15 protein-coding genes are annotated in these 17,147 nt (G+C 63.8%); 10 read left to right on the forward strand and 5 right to left on the reverse strand.

The genetic code is table 11. The annotated features are described in order from the left end of the window. The first annotated feature begins 76 nt into the window (after positions 1-76). From tldD to PMI15_RS05435, 3 genes are all read left to right on the forward strand, one after another. On the forward strand, positions 77-1,600 hold the full coding sequence (tldD, locus tag PMI15_RS05425; RefSeq protein WP_007864836.1) for a metalloprotease TldD: 1,524 nt from the start codon (positions 77-79) through the stop codon (positions 1,598-1,600). A gap of 251 nt (positions 1,601-1,851) precedes the next feature. After that, entirely contained in the window at positions 1,852-2,976 is a 1,125-nt protein-coding gene (locus PMI15_RS05430; RefSeq protein ID WP_007864838.1) for a 3-deoxy-7-phosphoheptulonate synthase, read from the forward strand. Between the two features lie 92 nt (positions 2,977-3,068). Further along, entirely contained in the window at positions 3,069-3,380 is a 312-nt protein-coding gene (locus PMI15_RS05435; protein ID WP_007864840.1) for a hypothetical protein, read from the forward strand. Positions 3,381-3,395: 15 nt separating this feature from the next. On the opposite strand, the gene mpl is transcribed toward PMI15_RS05435, so the two are convergent. Beyond that, on the reverse strand, positions 3,396-4,823 hold the full coding sequence (gene mpl, locus PMI15_RS05440) for a UDP-N-acetylmuramate:L-alanyl-gamma-D-glutamyl-meso-diaminopimelate ligase (RefSeq protein WP_036837569.1): 1,428 nt from the start codon (positions 4,821-4,823) through the stop codon (positions 3,396-3,398). Positions 4,824-4,987: 164 nt separating this feature from the next. Between mpl and PMI15_RS05445 the strand changes: the two genes are divergently transcribed. The 7 genes from PMI15_RS05445 (at position 4,988) to PMI15_RS05475 (ending at position 11,454) form a co-directional block, all read left to right on the forward strand. Continuing rightward, complete coding sequence (locus PMI15_RS05445; protein ID WP_036837572.1) at positions 4,988-5,599, forward strand: hypothetical protein; 612 nt, start codon at positions 4,988-4,990, stop codon at positions 5,597-5,599. Continuing rightward, on the forward strand, positions 5,596-6,153 hold the full coding sequence (locus tag PMI15_RS05450; RefSeq protein WP_238541078.1) for a TlpA disulfide reductase family protein: 558 nt from the start codon (positions 5,596-5,598) through the stop codon (positions 6,151-6,153). The genes PMI15_RS05445 and PMI15_RS05450 overlap by 4 nt, the downstream gene beginning before the upstream one ends. Positions 6,154-6,488: 335 nt before the next feature. After that, on the forward strand, positions 6,489-6,944 hold the full coding sequence (gene accB, locus PMI15_RS05455; protein ID WP_007864853.1) for an acetyl-CoA carboxylase biotin carboxyl carrier protein: 456 nt from the start codon (positions 6,489-6,491) through the stop codon (positions 6,942-6,944). Between the two features lie 42 nt (positions 6,945-6,986). After that, the gene (gene accC, locus PMI15_RS05460; RefSeq protein ID WP_007864860.1) at positions 6,987-8,336 is read left to right on the forward strand and encodes an acetyl-CoA carboxylase biotin carboxylase subunit; all 1,350 of its coding nucleotides are present in this window, start codon (positions 6,987-6,989) and stop codon (positions 8,334-8,336) included. A 138-nt stretch (positions 8,337-8,474) separates the two neighbouring features. Continuing rightward, the gene (gene prmA / locus PMI15_RS05465) at positions 8,475-9,359 is read left to right on the forward strand and encodes a 50S ribosomal protein L11 methyltransferase (RefSeq protein ID WP_007864862.1); all 885 of its coding nucleotides are present in this window, start codon (positions 8,475-8,477) and stop codon (positions 9,357-9,359) included. A 52-nt stretch (positions 9,360-9,411) separates the two neighbouring features. Further along, a complete protein-coding gene (locus PMI15_RS05470) occupies positions 9,412-10,533 on the forward strand; it encodes a DUF3426 domain-containing protein (protein ID WP_036837574.1) in 1,122 nt (373 codons plus the stop codon). An 18-nt stretch (positions 10,534-10,551) separates the two neighbouring features. Further along, positions 10,552-11,454: a carbohydrate kinase family protein gene (locus PMI15_RS05475; RefSeq protein ID WP_007864866.1), complete on the forward strand. Its 903-nt coding sequence runs from the start codon at positions 10,552-10,554 to the stop codon at positions 11,452-11,454. A gap of 10 nt (positions 11,455-11,464) precedes the next feature. Here the strand turns inward: PMI15_RS05475 and PMI15_RS05480 are convergent, their stop codons facing one another. The 4 genes from PMI15_RS05480 to PMI15_RS05495 form a co-directional block, all read right to left on the reverse strand. Beyond that, positions 11,465-11,812 carry a DUF167 domain-containing protein gene (locus tag PMI15_RS05480; protein WP_036837647.1) on the reverse strand — a complete coding sequence of 116 codons (348 nt, stop codon included), beginning with the start codon at positions 11,810-11,812 and terminating at the stop codon, positions 11,465-11,467. 75 nt (positions 11,813-11,887) lie between these two features. Beyond that, on the reverse strand, positions 11,888-12,361 hold the full coding sequence (locus tag PMI15_RS24305; protein ID WP_036837576.1) for a histone H1-like DNA-binding protein: 474 nt from the start codon (positions 12,359-12,361) through the stop codon (positions 11,888-11,890). 196 nt (positions 12,362-12,557) lie between these two features. Continuing rightward, on the reverse strand, positions 12,558-13,784 hold the full coding sequence (locus tag PMI15_RS05490) for a ribonucleotide-diphosphate reductase subunit beta (protein WP_007864874.1): 1,227 nt from the start codon (positions 13,782-13,784) through the stop codon (positions 12,558-12,560). A 133-nt stretch (positions 13,785-13,917) separates the two neighbouring features. Beyond that, positions 13,918-16,827, reverse strand: a complete 2,910-nt coding sequence (locus PMI15_RS05495) for a ribonucleoside-diphosphate reductase subunit alpha (protein ID WP_007864877.1) — start codon at positions 16,825-16,827, stop codon at positions 13,918-13,920. Between the last annotated feature and the right edge of the window lie 320 nt (positions 16,828-17,147).

Raw genomic sequence — 17,147 nt, forward strand, 5'->3', positions numbered from 1 at the left:
TTCGCCCCGTTTTCCCTTGCCTGCGGGCAAAACCCCGCCGCCCCCGGCGCAGAGGCAGACTGCCTACAATGGCCGCATGACCTCACTTCGCTCCACCCCCGCCTCCGCCCCCAACAAGTCCACGGTCTCCTCGGCCGCCCGACCTACGGTGGAGTCAACCTCGGGGAGGCTGGAGATCGCGCAAAAGCTGCTGCTGACGCCTTTCGGCCTCACGCAGGCGCACCTGGGCCGCGCGCTCGGTGAAATCACCTCCCACGGCGCGGACGACGCCGACCTGTATTTCCAGTACACCCGCAGCGAAGGCTGGAGCCTGGAAGAAGGCATCGTGAAGACCGGCTCTTTCAGCATTGACCAGGGCGTGGGCGTGCGTGCCGTCAGCGGTGAAAAAACCGCGTTTGCCTATTCCGACGACATTTCCGAAGCCTCGCTGCTGGACGCGGCGCGCACGGTGCGCAGCATTGCCGCCGGCGGCAAAAGCGCCCGCGTCAAGACGCCGGCCGGCCGCATCGCCGGCAGCCGCTCGCTGTACCAGGGGCTGGACCCCATCGCCACGCTGGACAGCACCGCCAAGGTCCAACTGCTGGAAAAGGTGGAAAAACTCGCCAAGGCCAAGGACCCGCGCATCGTGCAGGTCATGGCCGGCCTGGCCAGCGAGTACGACGTGGTCATGGTGGCGCGCGCCGACGGCACGCTGGCCGCCGACGTGCGTCCGCTGGTGCGCCTGAGCGTGACGGTGATCGCCGAGCAGAAAGGCCGGCGCGAAGTCGGCTCGGGCGGCGGCGGCGGCCGCTTCGGCCTGGCCTATTTTGACGACGCGCAGATCGCCGAATACGTGAACGACGCGGTGAAAGCCGCCCTGACCAACCTTGACGCGCGCCCCGCGCCGGCCGGCGAGATGACGGTGGTGCTGGGGTCTGGCTGGCCCGGCATCCTGCTGCACGAAGCCATAGGCCACGGCCTGGAGGGCGACTTCAACCGCAAGGGTTCCAGCGCGTTTTCCGGGCGCATAGGCCAGCGCGTGGCGGCCAAGGGCGTCACGGTGCTGGACGACGGCACGATCGCCGACCGCCGCGGCTCACTCAACGTCGACGACGAGGGCAACGCCAGCCAGCGCAATGTGCTGATCGAGGACGGCATTTTGAAGGGCTACATCCAGGATTCGCTGAACGCCCGCCTGATGAAGGTCAAGCCCACCGGCAACGGCCGGCGCGAAAGCTACGCCCACGTGCCCATGCCGCGCATGACCAACACCTATATGCTGGGCGGCGACAAGCAGCCCGAGGAAATCGTGGCCAGCATCAAGAAGGGCCTGTACGCCACCAACTTCGGCGGCGGCCAGGTCGACATCACTTCGGGCAAGTTCGTGTTTTCGGCCAGTGAGGCCTTCTGGGTCGAAAACGGCAAGATCCTGTATCCCGTCAAGGGCGCGACGATTGTCGGCAACGGCCCAGACGCGCTGACCCGCGTCACCATGATGGGCAACGATATGGCCCTGGACAGCGGCGTGGGCACCTGCGGCAAGGAAGGCCAGAGCGTTCCGGTCGGCGTCGGCCAGCCGACCCTGCGCATCGACGGCCTGACGGTGGGCGGAACGGCCTGAACCGGCCGTTTTCAGGGCTTTCCCGGACCTGTGCTACATTCCAGCTTATGAATTCCGGCAAGTTTTATTTTGCTTACTTTTGGTTCTCCAGCGCTTTTGGCGGTAGAGAGATCAAGGCGTGACCCGATAAAACGCACCGAATCTCCAAAAACCGCCGGCTCCCGGCGGTTTTTTTTTGCCTCATTTGTTTGCTGAATGTTTGTACTGAAACCCGAATTGCCCGACTGACACCCAAGAAAAGGAAGATTGCGATGAATGCCAAAGCCACCTCCGCCAGCGACAACTGGTATGCGACCGTCGAAAAGACCAGCCAGACCGACGACGAACGCATCAAGGACATCACCGTGCTACCCCCTCCCGAGCATCTCATCCGCTTCTTTCCCATCCGCGGCACCGCCGTCGAGACGCTGATCAGCAAGACCCGCAAGGGCATCCACAACATCATCCAGGGCAAGGACGACCGCCTGCTGGTGGTCATCGGCCCCTGTTCCATCCACGATCCCGCGGCGGCGCTGGAGTACGCCCGCAAGCTGCTCGAGCAGCGCAAGAAGTACGAAGGCACGCTGGAAATCGTGATGCGCGTCTACTTCGAAAAGCCGCGCACCACCGTGGGCTGGAAGGGCCTGATCAACGACCCTTACCTCGATGAAACCTTCCGCATCGACGAAGGCCTGCGCATCGCACGCCAGCTGCTGATCGACATCAACCGCCTTGGCCTGCCGGCCGGCAGCGAATTCCTGGACGTGATCTCGCCCCAGTACATCGGAGACCTGATCTCCTGGGGCGCCATCGGCGCGCGCACCACCGAAAGCCAGGTGCACCGCGAATTGGCCTCGGGCCTGTCGGCGCCCATAGGCTTCAAGAACGGCACCGACGGCAACATCCGCATTGCCACCGACGCCATCCAGGCGGCGGCGCGCGGCCACCATTTCCTGTCGGTGCACAAAAACGGCCAGGTCGCCATCGTGCAGACCAACGGCAACAAGGACTGCCATGTGATCCTGCGCGGCGGCAAGACGCCCAATTACGACGCGGCCAGCGTCGCGGCGGCCTGCAAGGAGCTGGAAGCCTCCAAGCTGCCGGCCACGCTGATGGTGGACTGCAGCCACGCCAACAGCTCCAAGCAGCACGAAAAGCAGGTCGAGGTGGCGCGCGATATCGCGGGCCAGGTGGCCGGCGGTTCGCGCCATGTGTTCGGCCTGATGGTGGAAAGCCACCTCAACGCCGGCGCGCAGAAATTCACCCCCGGCAAGGACGACGCAAAAGCGCTGGACTACGGCAAGAGCATCACCGACGCCTGCCTGGGCTGGAACGATTCGATGGATGTGCTGGAAATCCTGTCGGCCGCCGTGCTCAAGCGCCGCGCCAATAAATAAGCGAATAAGGGCCATCGGCCGCTTGCGGGTTTGTGCGAATAGCCGCGCTACCCGCAAGTCGCCGACCATGGGTGCCTGACCAGGAGCACATCATGCGCAGCGAAGTCACCGTGAGCTTCAAGGACAGCCCGCCCGTGCGGCTGGATCTCAACGAAGTGCAGCCCATGCCGCACGATGTGGCACGCTGGTGGCTGGACGACCAGTTCACGCAGATGGGCTGCGAGCCGCTGCGGCCCACGGGCAAGCTGCTGACCGCCGACAAGGTCGTGGTGGTGGCCCAGGCCGCCGGACCGGCGAAATTCGCCGAGGCCAAATGGGCGCAGGAGTTTGCCCGCGCGGCCAGTGCGGCGCTGGCCAAGCCGGTGATTCACATCGACGTCGCGACGCTCACTATTAGTTATTAGTAAGAATCCCGGTGCTCAGGCCTTGAGCGCCTCCAGCAATTTGGCGTGAATCCCGCCAAAGCCCCCGTTGCTCATGCACAGCAGATGGTCGCCCGGCCGGGCTGCGGCCTTGACCTGGTCCAGCAGTTGGTCAATGGTGCCGGCGACCTGGGCTCGTTCGCCCATGGGGGCCAGCGCGGCGCGCGCGTCCCAGTCCAGCCCACCCGCGTGGCAGAAGGCCAGGTCAGCCTGCTCCAGGCTCCAGGGCAACTGTGCCGTCATGGCGCCCAGTTTCATGGTGTTGCTGCGCGGCTCGAAGATGGCGAGTATGCGTTCGCCGCCCCGGCCGGCGCTTTGCAGCTGGCGGCGCAGGCCGTCCACCGTGGTGTGGATGGCGGTGGGGTGGTGGGCGAAGTCGTCATACACCGTGATGTCGCCGCCCTTGCGCGGGATCACGCCGCGCACTTCCATGCGGCGCTTGACGTTCTGGAACTCCGCCAGCGCCAGCGCCGCGGCCTCGGGCGCCACGCCCACGTGCTCGGCCGCCGCGATGGCCGCCAGGGCATTGAGCTGGTTGTGCACGCCGCTGATGCCCCACTTCACATGGGCCACGGCCTCGCCGGCCTTGAGCACATGAAAGTCATGCGGCTCGCCATGGGCGGTAAAGCCGGCTTTATTCAGCAGGCCGTTGCCGAAGAGCAGCTGCTCACTCCAGCAACCCTGGGCCAGCACGCGTTGCAGGCTGGCCTCGGCCGCGTTGACGACCACCCGGCCCTGCGAGGGCACGGTGCGTACCAGGTGGTGGAACTGCCGCTCTATGGCCGCCAGGTCGTCAAAGATGTCGGCATGGTCGAACTCCAGGTTGTTCAGCACGGCGGTGCGTGGCCGGTAGTGCACGAACTTGCTGCGCTTGTCGAAAAACGCCGTGTCGTATTCATCGGCCTCGATCACAAAGGTGTTGCCCTCGCCCAGGCGGGCCGAAACGCCGAAATTGAGCGGTACGCCGCCGACCAGGAAACCCGGCTGCAGCCCGGCATGCTCCAGGATCCAGGCCAGCATGGCCGTGGTGGTGGTCTTGCCGTGCGTGCCGGCCACGGCCAGCACGTGGCGCGGGCCGGTCGCATGGTGGGTGGGATGGTGCAGCACATGGCCCGACAGCCACTGCGGGCCGCTGGTATAGGGCTTGCCGCTGTTCAAGATGGCTTCCATGAGCGGGTATTTGGGCGTCCCGTCGGCCAGCCGGGCGCGCGAGATCACGTTACCGACCACGAACACATCGGGCTCGAAGGCCATCTGGTCGGCGCCGTAGCCCTCGATCAGTTCTATGCCCAGGCCGCGCAGCTGGTCGCTCATGGGCGGGTAAACGCCTGTGTCGCAGCCCGTGACCTTGTGCCCCGCCTCCCGCGCCAGGGCGGCCAGGCCGCCCATGAAAGTGCCGCAGATTCCCAGAATATGTATGTGCATGGGGCTGTATTCTAGGAGGCCGGGTTTCGCGGGCCCGGCCCCGCCGGGACGGCCGGCCGAAGGCGGCGGTGAACTTTGCGCCGCATCGGGAGCCTAACCGGGGCACAATCGTTTCGCCGCTCTTTTTCTTCTCTTCTCTCTTCTGGCTCCCGGGCCTGCCGACCTTGACCCCACACACCCTCAAATCCGAAATTGCCGCCACGGCCGCCGCGCTGGTGGTGGAAGACGGGCTGGAATACGGCCCGGCCAAGCGCCGCGCCGTCAAGCAGATGGCGCTGCCGGCCCGCACCGAGCTGCCCGGCAACGACGAACTCGAGGACGCGGTGCGCGAATACATCGCGCTGTTTTGCGCCGACACCCAGCCGGCCGAGCTTGCGGCGCTGCGTGAGCTGGCCCTGGTCTGGATGGAGCGCCTGGCGCAGTTCCGGCCCCATCTGGGCGGTGCCGTCTGGCATGGCACGGCCACGCGGCTGTCCGATATCTATATCCAGCTTTTCTGCGATGACCCCAAATCGGCCGAAATCGCGCTGATTGAGCACAATGTGGACTACGAGCCGCGCACCGTGACCGGTTTTACCGGCGACAGCGTGGAAGCGCTCAGCCTGCGAAGTGTGTGCAAACCTTTGAATGAAACTGTGGGTGTGCACCTGATGGTTTACGACCACGACGACCTGCGCGGTGCCTTGAGGCCCGATACCAAGGGCCGAACGCCCCGGGGCGACATCGCCGCCGTGCAAAAATTATTGATCCCCCAAGCCGGAGCTCCAAACACGTGAATCGCAGAAACATGCTTTATGGCGCAGCCGCCGCCGCGGCCGGCCTGGCCGGCGCCGGCGTTGCCTGGTGGGAGTTTCAGCCGCATCGGGTGGTGCCCGGGCAGGCTGAAACGGCGGTGGTGGGCGCGGCTGGCAACGCCTCCGACGCCTTCTGGCGCCTCAGTTTTGACACGCCGGATGGCAAGAACCTGTCCATGAGCAGTTTTCGCGGCAAGCTCCTGCTGGTCAATTTCTGGGCCACCTGGTGCCCGCCCTGTGTCGAGGAACTGCCTTTATTGGATTATTTCTACCAGGAAAACCGCGATAAAAACCTGCAAATCGTGGGTTTGGCCGTCGATCAGCCCACTGCGGTACGGACCTGGCTGCAAACCAAGCCCCTGCATTTCCCGGTGGGTATGGCCGGGCTGGGTGGGACGGAGCTCAGCAAATCGCTGGGCAACCTCGCCGGCAGCCTGCCGTTCACGGCGGTGTTCAGCGCCTCGGGAGAGCTGCTGCACCGCAAGATTGGCAAGGTCCTGCCTGAAGACCTCGCGCAGTGGGCCAGGCTGGTCTAGAAGGCCGATACGGGTTTTTGCACGAAAACCCGGCCAACCTGCAGCAATACGCTTCTAACAGCATTGTCTGAAGGGGATTTAGGGAAATCGAGGCCAACCGCCAGACGGTTTGGAATGGCCTCCGGCTTGATGTACACTCTGCGCTTTCCCGGGGAATGCCGCCTGGTTCCTCCCCGCAGTAGTTAACTGATAAGCGCTTTAAAGCGTAAAAGCAGAAAGTAAGTGAAAAAAGAAGGAAGATCGGTGGCCGCGTCAAGTGCGCCCTGTTTCCGGCCTTTCAGTCAAAAGCTGCGCCGAGATCCCGCGCCAGCATCTACCGTCGTTGGAGAGAACCCATGGATTTAAGAAAACTCAAAACCCTGATCGACCTCGTCTCGGAGTCCAACGTGTCCGAGCTGGAAATCACCGAAGCCGAAGGCAAGGTACGTATCGTCAAATCCAGCGGCGCTCCCGTCGTGATGCAGCAGCCGGTTGCCATGGTAGCAGCTCCCGCAGCGGCCCCGGCTGCCGGCGCGCCGGCGGCTCCGGCCCCCGAGGCGGCGCCCGCGGCCCCGGCCGGCCACGCCGTCAAGTCGCCCATGGTGGGCACTTTCTACCGCTCGGCCAGCCCCGGCGCCAAGCCCTTTGTCGAACTCGGCAGCGTGGTCAAGGAAGGCGAGACCATCTGCATCATCGAGGCCATGAAGATCCTCAACGAGATCGAAGCCGACAAGTCGGGCACGGTCACCAAGATTCTTTCGGAAAACGGCCAGGCTGTCGAATACGGCCAACCCCTCTTCATCATTGAATAAGCGGGGCGCAGCGCCTCCTTTTCAAACCAGGCTTACCGACGCATGTTCAAAAAAATTCTGATCGCCAACCGCGGGGAGATCGCTTTGCGCATCCAGCGCGCCTGCCGCGAACTCGGTGTGAAGGCCGTGATGGTCTATTCCGAGGCCGACCGCGAAGCGAAATACATCAAGCTGGCGGACGAGTCGGTCTGCATAGGCCCGGCGCCCTCCAAGGACAGCTACCTCAACATGCCGGCCATCATCTCGGCGGCCGAGGTGACGGATGCCGAAGCCATACACCCCGGCTACGGCTTCCTGAGCGAAAACGCCGATTTTGCCGAGCGGGTCGAGAAAAGCGGTTTCAAGTTCATAGGCCCCTCGCCCGAGTCCATCCGCATCATGGGCGACAAGGTTTCGGCCAAGCAGACCATGATCAAGGCCGGCGTGCCCTGCGTGCCCGGCTCGGAAGGCGCCTTGCCTGATGACCCGGTCATCATCAAGCGCACCGCCAAGCAGATTGGTTACCCCGTCATCATCAAGGCGGCCGGCGGCGGCGGCGGGCGCGGCATGCGCGTGGTGCATACCGAGGCAGCCCTGCTACACGCGGTGCAGACCACCAAGGCCGAAGCCGGCGCGGCTTTCGGCAATCCCGAGGTCTACATGGAGAAATTCCTGCAGAACCCGCGGCACATCGAAATCCAGATCCTGGCCGACCAGCACAAAAATGCGGTCTGGCTGGGCGAGCGCGACTGTTCCATGCAGCGGCGCCACCAGAAAGTCATGGAAGAGGCGCCGGCACCCGGCATTCCACGCAAGCTGATCGAGCGCATCGGCGAGCGCTGCGTCGCGGCTGTCAAGAAGATAGGCTATCGCGGCGCGGGCACTTTCGAGTTTCTCTACGAAAACGGCGAGTTCTATTTCATCGAAATGAACACCCGCGTGCAGGTGGAGCACCCCGTCACCGAGTGGATCACCGGCGTGGACATCGTGCGCACCCAGATCATGGTGGCGGCCGGCGAAAAACTGCCTTTTGCCCAGCGCGACATCGAACTCAAGGGCCATTCCATCGAATGCCGCATCAACGCGGAAGACCCCTACAAGTTCATTCCCTCGCCGGGCCGCATCACGACCTGGCACACCCCGGGCGGGCCGGGCGTGCGGGTGGACTCCCACATTTACGCCAACTACTTCGTGCCGCCCAACTACGACTCCATGATCGGCAAGATCATCGTCCACGGCGACACGCGCGAGCAGGCCCTGGCCCGCATGAGCACGGCGCTGGCCGAGACCGTGGTCGAAGGCATCAACACCAACATCCCGCTGCACCGCGAACTGATGGTGGACGCCAAGTTCATGGACGGCGGCACCAACATCCACTATTTAGAAGAGTGGTTGTCCAAACGTGAGAGGTGAGCCCCCACGCTCTCCCACTGCGTGTGGGTCGCTGCCCCCCGAGGGGGCCACCCGCCTGCGGTCTGGCAAAGCCAGTCCCGCGGCTCATGCTTGAATGGGTTGCCGCGGGCCCTGTATCCAACTTTCCCTGGATAAATCATGTTTGAACTGATCCTGCTGGCTCCTGTCGACGAGGTCGAGACGCTCAGCGAAGCGCTGGACGCGCTCGACGCGCTCAGCGTGTCGGTGGAAGACGCCGACGCGCAGACGCCGGCGGAGCAGGCCTTGTTCGGCGAGCCCGACATGCCGCCGCCCAAGGCGGGCTGGGAACGCTCCCGCATTGTTTCGCTGTTTGCCACCGAGGCCCTGGCGCGCGACGCGGCCGGCGTGCTGGCGGCGCAGGACTTTTTCGCGGGCTGCCGCGTCGTCGCCGTCCAGCCCGTGCCCGAGCAGGACTGGGTGCGCCTGACCCAGTCGCAGTTCGCGCCCGTGGACATCACCCCCGAATTCTGGGTCGTGCCGACCTGGCACGAGCCGCCGGCCGAGGCCAAACAGGTGATTCGCCTGGACCCGGGCCTGGCTTTCGGCACGGGCACGCACCCGACCACCCGCATGTGCCTGCGCTGGATCGCAGGCCGCACCGGGCAAGACCTGGGCCGCGTGCTCGACTACGGTTGCGGCTCAGGCATCCTCGCCATAGGCGCTGCGAAGTTCGGCGCGGTCGACATCGACGCCGTTGACATCGACCCGGCCGCCGTCGAATCGACGCTGGCCAATGCCGAGGCCAATCATGTGGCGCTCAAGGCCGGCCTGCCCGAGACCGCGTCCGGTCAGTACCGCACCGTGCTGGCCAACATCCTGGCCACGCCGCTCAAGGTGCTGGCGCCGCTGCTGTGCGCCCATGTCGAGAAAGGCGGGCACCTGGTGCTCGCCGGCATCCTGGAGCGCCAGGCCGACGAGCTCAAGCAAGCCTACGCTCCCTATTGCCAACTCAAGGTGCATGATGCGCAAGAGGGCTGGATCCTGATGACCGCCGGCTTCTAGGCCGTCCGGCAGGGCGTCAACGTGGGTCGCCACCCCTACAATACAGCGCTAAATGAGCCTGATTACGCGCTGTCCCGCATGCGGCACGATGTTCAAAGTCGTGACCGACCAACTCAAAGTCTCACAAGGCTGGGTGCGATGCGGCCATTGCGCTGAAGTGTTCGATGCGTCAGCCCATCTGCTGCCGCGCGATATGTCCTCGCTGACAGCGCCCGCGCCTGCGGCCACGCTGACCGCCGCCCCCGAGCCCCCGCCACCGGAATTCGACCGTCCCACCGAGCCCCAAAGCCTGCCCTCGGCGGACCCGCCGGTGGAGCCGGCCCGGCAGGAATGGGCGCCGGCCCGCTCGTTTGCCGACAGGATGCCGCTGCGGCCTTCCAGCCCCGGCAGGGATGAAGCCCAGGACAGCGCCACCGACTTTGATCCCGTGCGCTGGAAGCAGGCGAAGCAGGAACGCCAGCTCGATCCGCTGGAGCTGCCCGCCGAATCGCTGCCCGAGGCGCCCTTGCCGCGCCAGCCGGCCATGGTTCACCAGACCGTCGAGGACGATTCCAGCTTCGCATACTCGGATGTGGATTCCGGCATGCCGGGGCGGCCGATGGAGCACGACGTGTCGTTTGTGCGGGATGCCCGGCGCAAGGCCTTCTGGCGAAAACCGCTGACGCGCCTGTCGCTCTCCCTGCTGTCGCTGCTGCTGTTGGCCACGCTGGCGGCCCAGTGGGCTGTCCAGCAAAGGGATATGCTGGCCGCGCTGGAGCCTCGGCTGCTTCCGGCGCTGCAGGCCTTGTGCGGTCCGCTGCGCTGTGAAATCCGCCCGCCTCGCCATATTGAGGCGCTGGTGATCGACAGCTCCACCTTCAACCGCATCGCCCCCGACGCCTACCGCCTGAGCTTCACCCTCAAGAACACCGGCGTGGCGGCGCTGGAAATGCCCTCGCTGGAAGTGACCCTGACCGACACCCAGGACCAGGCTGTGGTGCGCCGCGTCCTGGCGCCGGCCCAGTTCGGCGCGAAGGCCGTGACGCTGGCAGCCCAATCCGAACTGGCGGGGCTGGTCATCATGAAAGTCTCGGGGGATGCGGCTGCCGCATCGTCCCCTTCCTCCTCTTCTTCCGCTTCGGCGGCCGCACCCCTGCGGGTGGCGGGCTACCGTGTCCTGGCTTTTTATCCCTGATTGAAACGAGAAAACTCAATGTCCGCTGTTATCTGTGGCTCCCTGGCGTTTGACACCATCATGACTTTCGAGGGGCGCTTTTCCGAGCAGATCCTGCCCGACCAGCTGCATATCCTCAATGTGTCCTTCCTGGTGCCGGCGCTGCGCCGCGAATTCGGCGGTTGCGCCGGCAACATCGCCTACAGCCTGCGGCAGCTGGGCGGTACCGCCCTGCCCATGGCGACGGTCGGCAGCGACGGCGCCGAGTATGTGGAGCGCATGAAGACGCTGGGCATCAGCACCGAGTTCGTGCGCCAGGTCGGCGACACCTACACCGCGCAGGCCATGATCATGACCGACCGCGACAACAACCAGATCACGGCTTTCCATCCCGGCGCGATGATGCAAGCCCATGTGACCCGCATCGCGGCGCGTGGGGACATCAAGCTGGGCATCATTTCGCCCGACGGGCGCGATGCCATGCTGCAGCATGCCGAGCAGTTCAAGGCCGCCGGCATTCCTTTTGTGTTCGATCCGGGCCAGGGCCTGCCCATGTTCGACGGCAAGGAACTCGCGCATTTCGTCGAACTGGCGACCTGGGTGACGGTGAATGACTACGAGGCCAAGATGCTCTGCGACCGCACCGGCTTGTCCTGCGCCGAATTGTCGCGGCGCGTGCAGGGCCTGGTGGTGACTTTGGGCGCCGAAGGCTGCGAGGTCTGGATAGACGGCGAAAAAACCCTGGTGCCGCCTGTGAAGGCCGAGACCGTGGTGGACCCGACCGGCTGCGGTGACGCCTTTCGCGGGGCGCTGCTGTTCGGCCTGGAGCAAGGCTGGCCGCTGGTGCGCTGCGCCGCGCTGGGCAACCGGGTCGGCGCGCTCAAGATCGCGACGCGCGGCGGCCAGAACTACACGCTGTCGGCCGAGCAGCTCGCGGCTTAAGGGGCGTCGATCAGGCGGGTGGGCCGTCTTTACCTAGCGCTTTCGCCAGTTCATCCCAGGCGGCCCAGTCGGCCGCCGCGGCGTTCACGCGCAGCTGTTTGCGCCTGGAGGTCTCCCCGCGCGCCAGCGTGACCGCCTGCTGCGGAATACCGAGGCAGCCGGCCAGCCATTTCACGAGTGCCTGGTTGGCCTTGCCGTCCACCGGCGGCGCCTGCAGCCGCAGGCGCAGCGCCTGCTGGCCGGCTTCGCCGTGCAGGCCCACGGCCTGGGTTTTGGCGGCATTCGGCACCACGTGCACGTCGACCAGCACGTCGCCGTTCTTTTCCATCCGCAGAAAGGCAAGGTCAGGCAGTGGCATGGGCGGGGTGATGGGGGGCATGAAAAAAGCCCGACATCTTTCGATATCGGGCTCTAAGCAGAATTACCTTACTGCTTACGGCTTGCTGGCTGTCGGAAACGGCCAGGCAGCTTGCGGGTTCAGAGTAGTCTGAGCCGCAGGGGCAGCCGCTGCAGCAGGTGCTTTCGCAGCTTTGGCAGCAGGTTTTTTCGCGGCTTTCTTCGCAGCGGGCTTTTTCGCTGCTTTCTTGGCGGCAGGCTTCTTCGCAGCGGCTTTCTTGGCCGCTGGTTTCTTCGCTACCTTTTTCGCGGCCTTCTTGGCTGCTGGCTTTTTCGCTGCGGCTTTCTTCGCCGCTGGCTTCTTGGCCGCTACCTTCTTGGCTGCTGGCTTTTTCGCTGGCGATTTTTTCGCAGCTGGCTTCTTGGCCGCTACTTTTTTCGCTGGAGCTTTTTTAGCCGGAGCTTTTTTCGCTGCTACTTTTTTAGCAGGAGCCTTCTTAGCTGCTGCCTTTTTAGCAGGAGCCTTCTTCGGAGCAGCTTTTTTAGCCGCAGTTTTTTTCGCAGTTGCCATAGTTTTCTCCTTGATCACGTTGCAAAGAGCACTTCACGGTTGGAGTACGTAAAGCGATTCACGGCGTTGGGCCCCGGATAAACCGGTCCCAGCGCCGCGAACACAGGAGCAAAGCCCAGCGCGCACTCTGCGGTGCTGTCGTTGGTCGTTGCAATTCTAGAAATCATTGTCGGCTTGTGTTGCGCGTCTTGTTCAATCAATCCCAGGAAAGGGCACCACCGGACTGGTACTCGATCACGCGGGTTTCAAAGAAGTTGCGTTCTTTTTTCAGGTCGATCATTTCGCTCATCCACGGGAATGGATTCTCCTCGTTGGGGAAGAGAGTTTCAAGTCCGATCTGCGTGGCGCGGCGATTGGCGATGTAGCGCAGGTAGCCCTTGAACATGGAAGCGTTCAGGCCGAGCACGCCGCGCGGCATGGTGTCCTCGGCGTAGCGGTATTCCAGTTCGACGGCTTTCATGAACAGGGCCTTGATCTCGGCCTTGAACTCCGCCGTCCAGAGGTGCGGGTTCTCCAGCTTGAGCTGGTTGATCAGGTCGATGCCGAAATTGCAGTGCATGGACTCGTCGCGCAGGATGTACTGGTACTGCTCGGCGGCGCCGGTCATCTTGTTCTGGCGGCCCAAGGCGAGGATCTGCGTGAAGCCGACGTAGAAGAAGAGGCCTTCCATCAGGCAGGCGAAGACGATCAGCGACTTGAGCAGGGTCTGGTCGGCCTCGGGCGTGCCGGTCTTGAAGTGCGGGTTGGAGATGACTTCAATGAAAGGGATCAGGAACTGGTCCTTGTCCTTGATGGACTGGACTTCGTTATAGGCGTTGAAGATCTCGCTTTCGTCCAGGCCCAGCGACTCGGTGATGTACTGGTAGGCATGGGTGTGGATGGCTTCCTCGAATGCCTGGCGCAGCAGGAACTGGCGGCACTCGGGCGCCGTGATGTGGCGGTAGGTGCCCAGCACGATGTTGTTGGCGGCCAGCGAGTCGGCGGTCACGAAGAAACCCAGATTGCGCTTGACCAGGCGGCGTTCGTCCTCGGTCAGGCCGTTCGGGTCTTTCCAGAGCGCGATGTCGCGCGTCATGTTCACCTCCTGCGGCATCCAGTGGTTGGCGCAGGTGGCGAGGTATTTTTCCCAGGCCCATTTGTATTTGAAGGGCACCAGCTGGTTGACGTCGGTCTGGCCGTTGATGATGCGCTTGTCGGAAGCTTTGACGCGCTGCGCCTTGGCGGGTTCGGCGGAGACAGGAGCCGAAGGGGCCGCAGCTTGCGCAGGTGTGAAGGCGCCGTCGTTGAGCATGCGCACTTGCGCCTGGGGTTGCTCGGCGGCGTTAAAAGAAAGAGGCGGAAGTTCCATCGAGCGGCCTTCGGGCGAGCCGCTGTTCTGAGGTGTTTGCAACGATGGTTTGACTTCTTCGTCCCAGGTCAACATAGAGGTTTCCAATACTGTGGGATTATGAAAGCAGCGATACAAAATGAAAAGTGTTCATTCACATCGCTACAAAATTGTGTTGCTCATATACATCGAATCGTGCGGCCGGGTGGCCGCGCGATCCGGTGTTTTTTTATTGGCAGGCCTCGCATCCCGGGTCATCGATCGCGCAGAACTTGATGTCGGTGGCGGGCGTCGCATTCATCTGAGCCTGCGCCGCGGCGGCCGCCGCTTCGAGTGCGCTCATGCCGCTGCTGGCGGGCGCGGAGCCGGATGACACCGAGTTCATCTTGCCCGCGGTCACGGTCGATTTCTCGGCGTGCGTCGCGCTCTGGGTGCGCAGGTAGTACGTGGTCTTGAGGCCGCGCAACCAGGCCAGCTTGTAGGTGTCGTCCAGCTTCTTGCCCGAGGCACCTGCCATATAGATATTGAGCGACTGCGCCTGGTCTATCCATTTCTGGCGGCGCGCCGCGGCTTCCACGATCCAGGAGGTCTCGATTTCAAACGCCGTGGCGTACAGCGCCTTGACGTCCTGGGGCACGCGGTCGATGGGGCGCAGGGAGCCGTCAAAGTGCTTGAGGTCCACCACCATCACGTCGTCCCACAGGTTCAGGCGCTTGAGGTCGCGCACCAGGTAGTGGTTGATGACCGTGAATTCGCCGGACAGGTTGGACTTGACCGAGAGGTTGCCGAAGCAGGGCTCGATGCAGGCATCCACGCCGATGATGTTGGAGATGGTCGCGGTCGGGGCGATGGCGACGCAGTTGGAGTTGCGCATGCCGTCCTTGGCGATCTTCTTGCGCAGGGCTTCCCAGTCCAGGGTGGCGGAACGGTCGATCTCGACATAGCCGCCGCGCTGCTCGGCCAGCATGTCCAGCGTGTCCAGCGGCAGCACGCCCTTGTCCCAGAGCGAGCCCTTGTAGCTGGCGTACTTGCCGCGCTCTTTGGCCAGTTCGGTGGAGGCCCAGTAGGCGTGGTAGCAGACGGCTTCCATGGACTTGTCGGCAAACTCGACGGCTTCCTGGGAGGCGTACGGTACGCGCAGCTCATACAGGCAATCCTGGAAACCCATGATGCCCAGGCCCACGGGGCGGTGGCGCATGTTGGAGTCGCGGGCCTTCTTGACGGCGTAGTAATTGATATCGATCACGTTGTCCAGCATGCGCATGGCCGTGGTGATGGTCTTCTTGAGCTTCTCGTGGTCGACCGCGCCGTCCTTCAGGTGCTGGACCAGGTTGACGGAGCCGAGGTTGCAGACGGCGGTTTCGGTATCGCTGGTGTTGAGCGTGATCTCGGTGCACAGGTTGGAGGAGTGCACGACGCCGGCGTGCTGCTGCGGCGAGCGCACGTTGCAGGCGTCCTTGAAGGTGATCCAGGGGTGGCCGGTTTCAAACAGCATGGACAGCATCTTGCGCCACATGTCGGTGGCCTGGACCTTGCGGGACGGCTTGATCTCGCCGCGCTCGGCCTTGGCTTCGTAGGCGGTGTAGATTTTCTCGAAGTCCTTGCCGAACTTGTCGTGCAGGTCGGGCGTGTCGGACGGCGAGAACAGGGTCCAGCTGCCTTTTTCCATCACGCGGCGCATGAACAGATCGGGAATCCAGTTGGCGGTGTTCATGTCGTGCGTGCGGCGGCGGTCGTCGCCGGTGTTCTTGCGCAGTTCCAGGAACTCTTCAATATCCAGGTGCCAGGTTTCCAGGTAGGCGCAGACAGCGCCCTTGCGCTTGCCGCCCTGGTTGACGGCGACCGCCGTGTCGTTGACGACTTTCAGGAAAGGCACCACGCCTTGCGACTCGCCGTTGGTGCCCTTGATATGGGCGCCCAGGGCGCGCACGGGCGTCCAGTCGTTGCCCAGGCCGCCGGCGAATTTGGACAACAGGGCGTTTTCCTTGATGGCGTCGTAGATGCCGCCCAGGTCGTCGGCGACCGTGGTCAGGTAGCAGGACGACAGCTGCGAGCGCAGGGTGCCGGCGTTGAACAGGGTGGGCGTGCTCGACATGAAGTCGAAGGACGACAGGATCTCGTAGAACTCGATGGCGCGCTCTTCGCGGTCGATTTCGTTGAGCGACAGGCCCATGGCCACGCGCATGAAGAAAGCCTGGGGCAGCTCGATTCGCTGCTTGCGCACGTGCAGGAAATATCGGTCAAACAGGGTCTGCAGGCCGAGGTAGTCGAACTTCAGGTCGCGCTCGGGCTTGAGCGCGGCGCCCAGGCGGGCCAGGTCGAACTGCTGCAGCTTTTCGTCGAGCAGCTCGTTTTGCACGCCCTTTGCGATGAACTGCGGGAAGTATTCGGCATAGCGCACGGCCATGTCCGCCTGGGTGACTTCCTCGCCCAGCACTTCGCGGCGGATGGTGTGCATCAGCAGGCGCGCGGTGGCGTAGGTGTAATCGGGGTCTTTTTCAATCAGGGTTCGCGCCGCCAGGATGGAGGCCTTGTAGACCTCGTCGATGGGAACGCCGTCGTAGAGGTTGCGCATGGTTTCCGCGACGATGGGGTCCGGCTTGACGTCGGCGCCCAGGTTGGCGCAGGACGCTTCGATCAGGGCCTGCAGGTTGCGGATGTCCAGGGCGACGCGATTGCCGCGGTCGGTCACGTGGATCAGGGGGGCCGCGGGCGTCTGGGTTTGCGGCTGGCGCGCGCGCTCCTGCGTGCGCTTTTCGCGGTACAGCACGTAGGCGCGGGCAATCTCGTGATGGCCGCCGCGCATCAGGCCGAGCTCGACCTGGTCCTGCACGTCTTCTATATGAAAGGTACCGCCGCCCGGACGCGAGCGCATCAGGGCGCGGATCACCGCCTGGGTCAGGCCGTCGACCGTTTCGCGCACGCTCGCCGATGCCGCGCCCTGCGTTCCGTGAACGGCCAGGAAGGCCTTCATCATGGCCACGGCGATCTTGTTGGGTTCAAACGGCACCACGCCGCCGTTGCGGCGGATGATCTGGTAGTGGGCAAGCGGATTGGACTGGGTGCTGGGTTCGCTGGCTGCCGGGTTGCCGGCGGCCAGACCGGGTGTTGCGGGCACTGCGTGCTGTGCTGTTTGCATGACTTCCTCTTTGCTTTGTTTTATGACTGGCTGATGTGCTGTTGCGGGCAATCCGTTTGGCGGGAGCGGTTCAAAAACATGAACCAATTTCTCACCGCCGGGGCCCGAATTACATCAATCTTGAATTAGGGCTTAGGCACTATACCTAGGGTATTGGGGGAATACAAGCCACTACAGGTAGTGTACCGCCGAGTTTATGGACCGTTACGTTTTGTGGCTTTTTCATTCCACTTCGGACCGCTCGCCTAAGGCCTTTGTATTCGTGCCGCTCATCTCGCGCAAAGCCTGATTTCATCAGGCCTGCGAGCGCTCCGCATCGC

Source organism: Polaromonas sp. CF318, from assembly GCF_000282655.1.
Classification (GTDB): Bacteria; Pseudomonadota; Gammaproteobacteria; order Burkholderiales; family Burkholderiaceae_C; genus Polaromonas.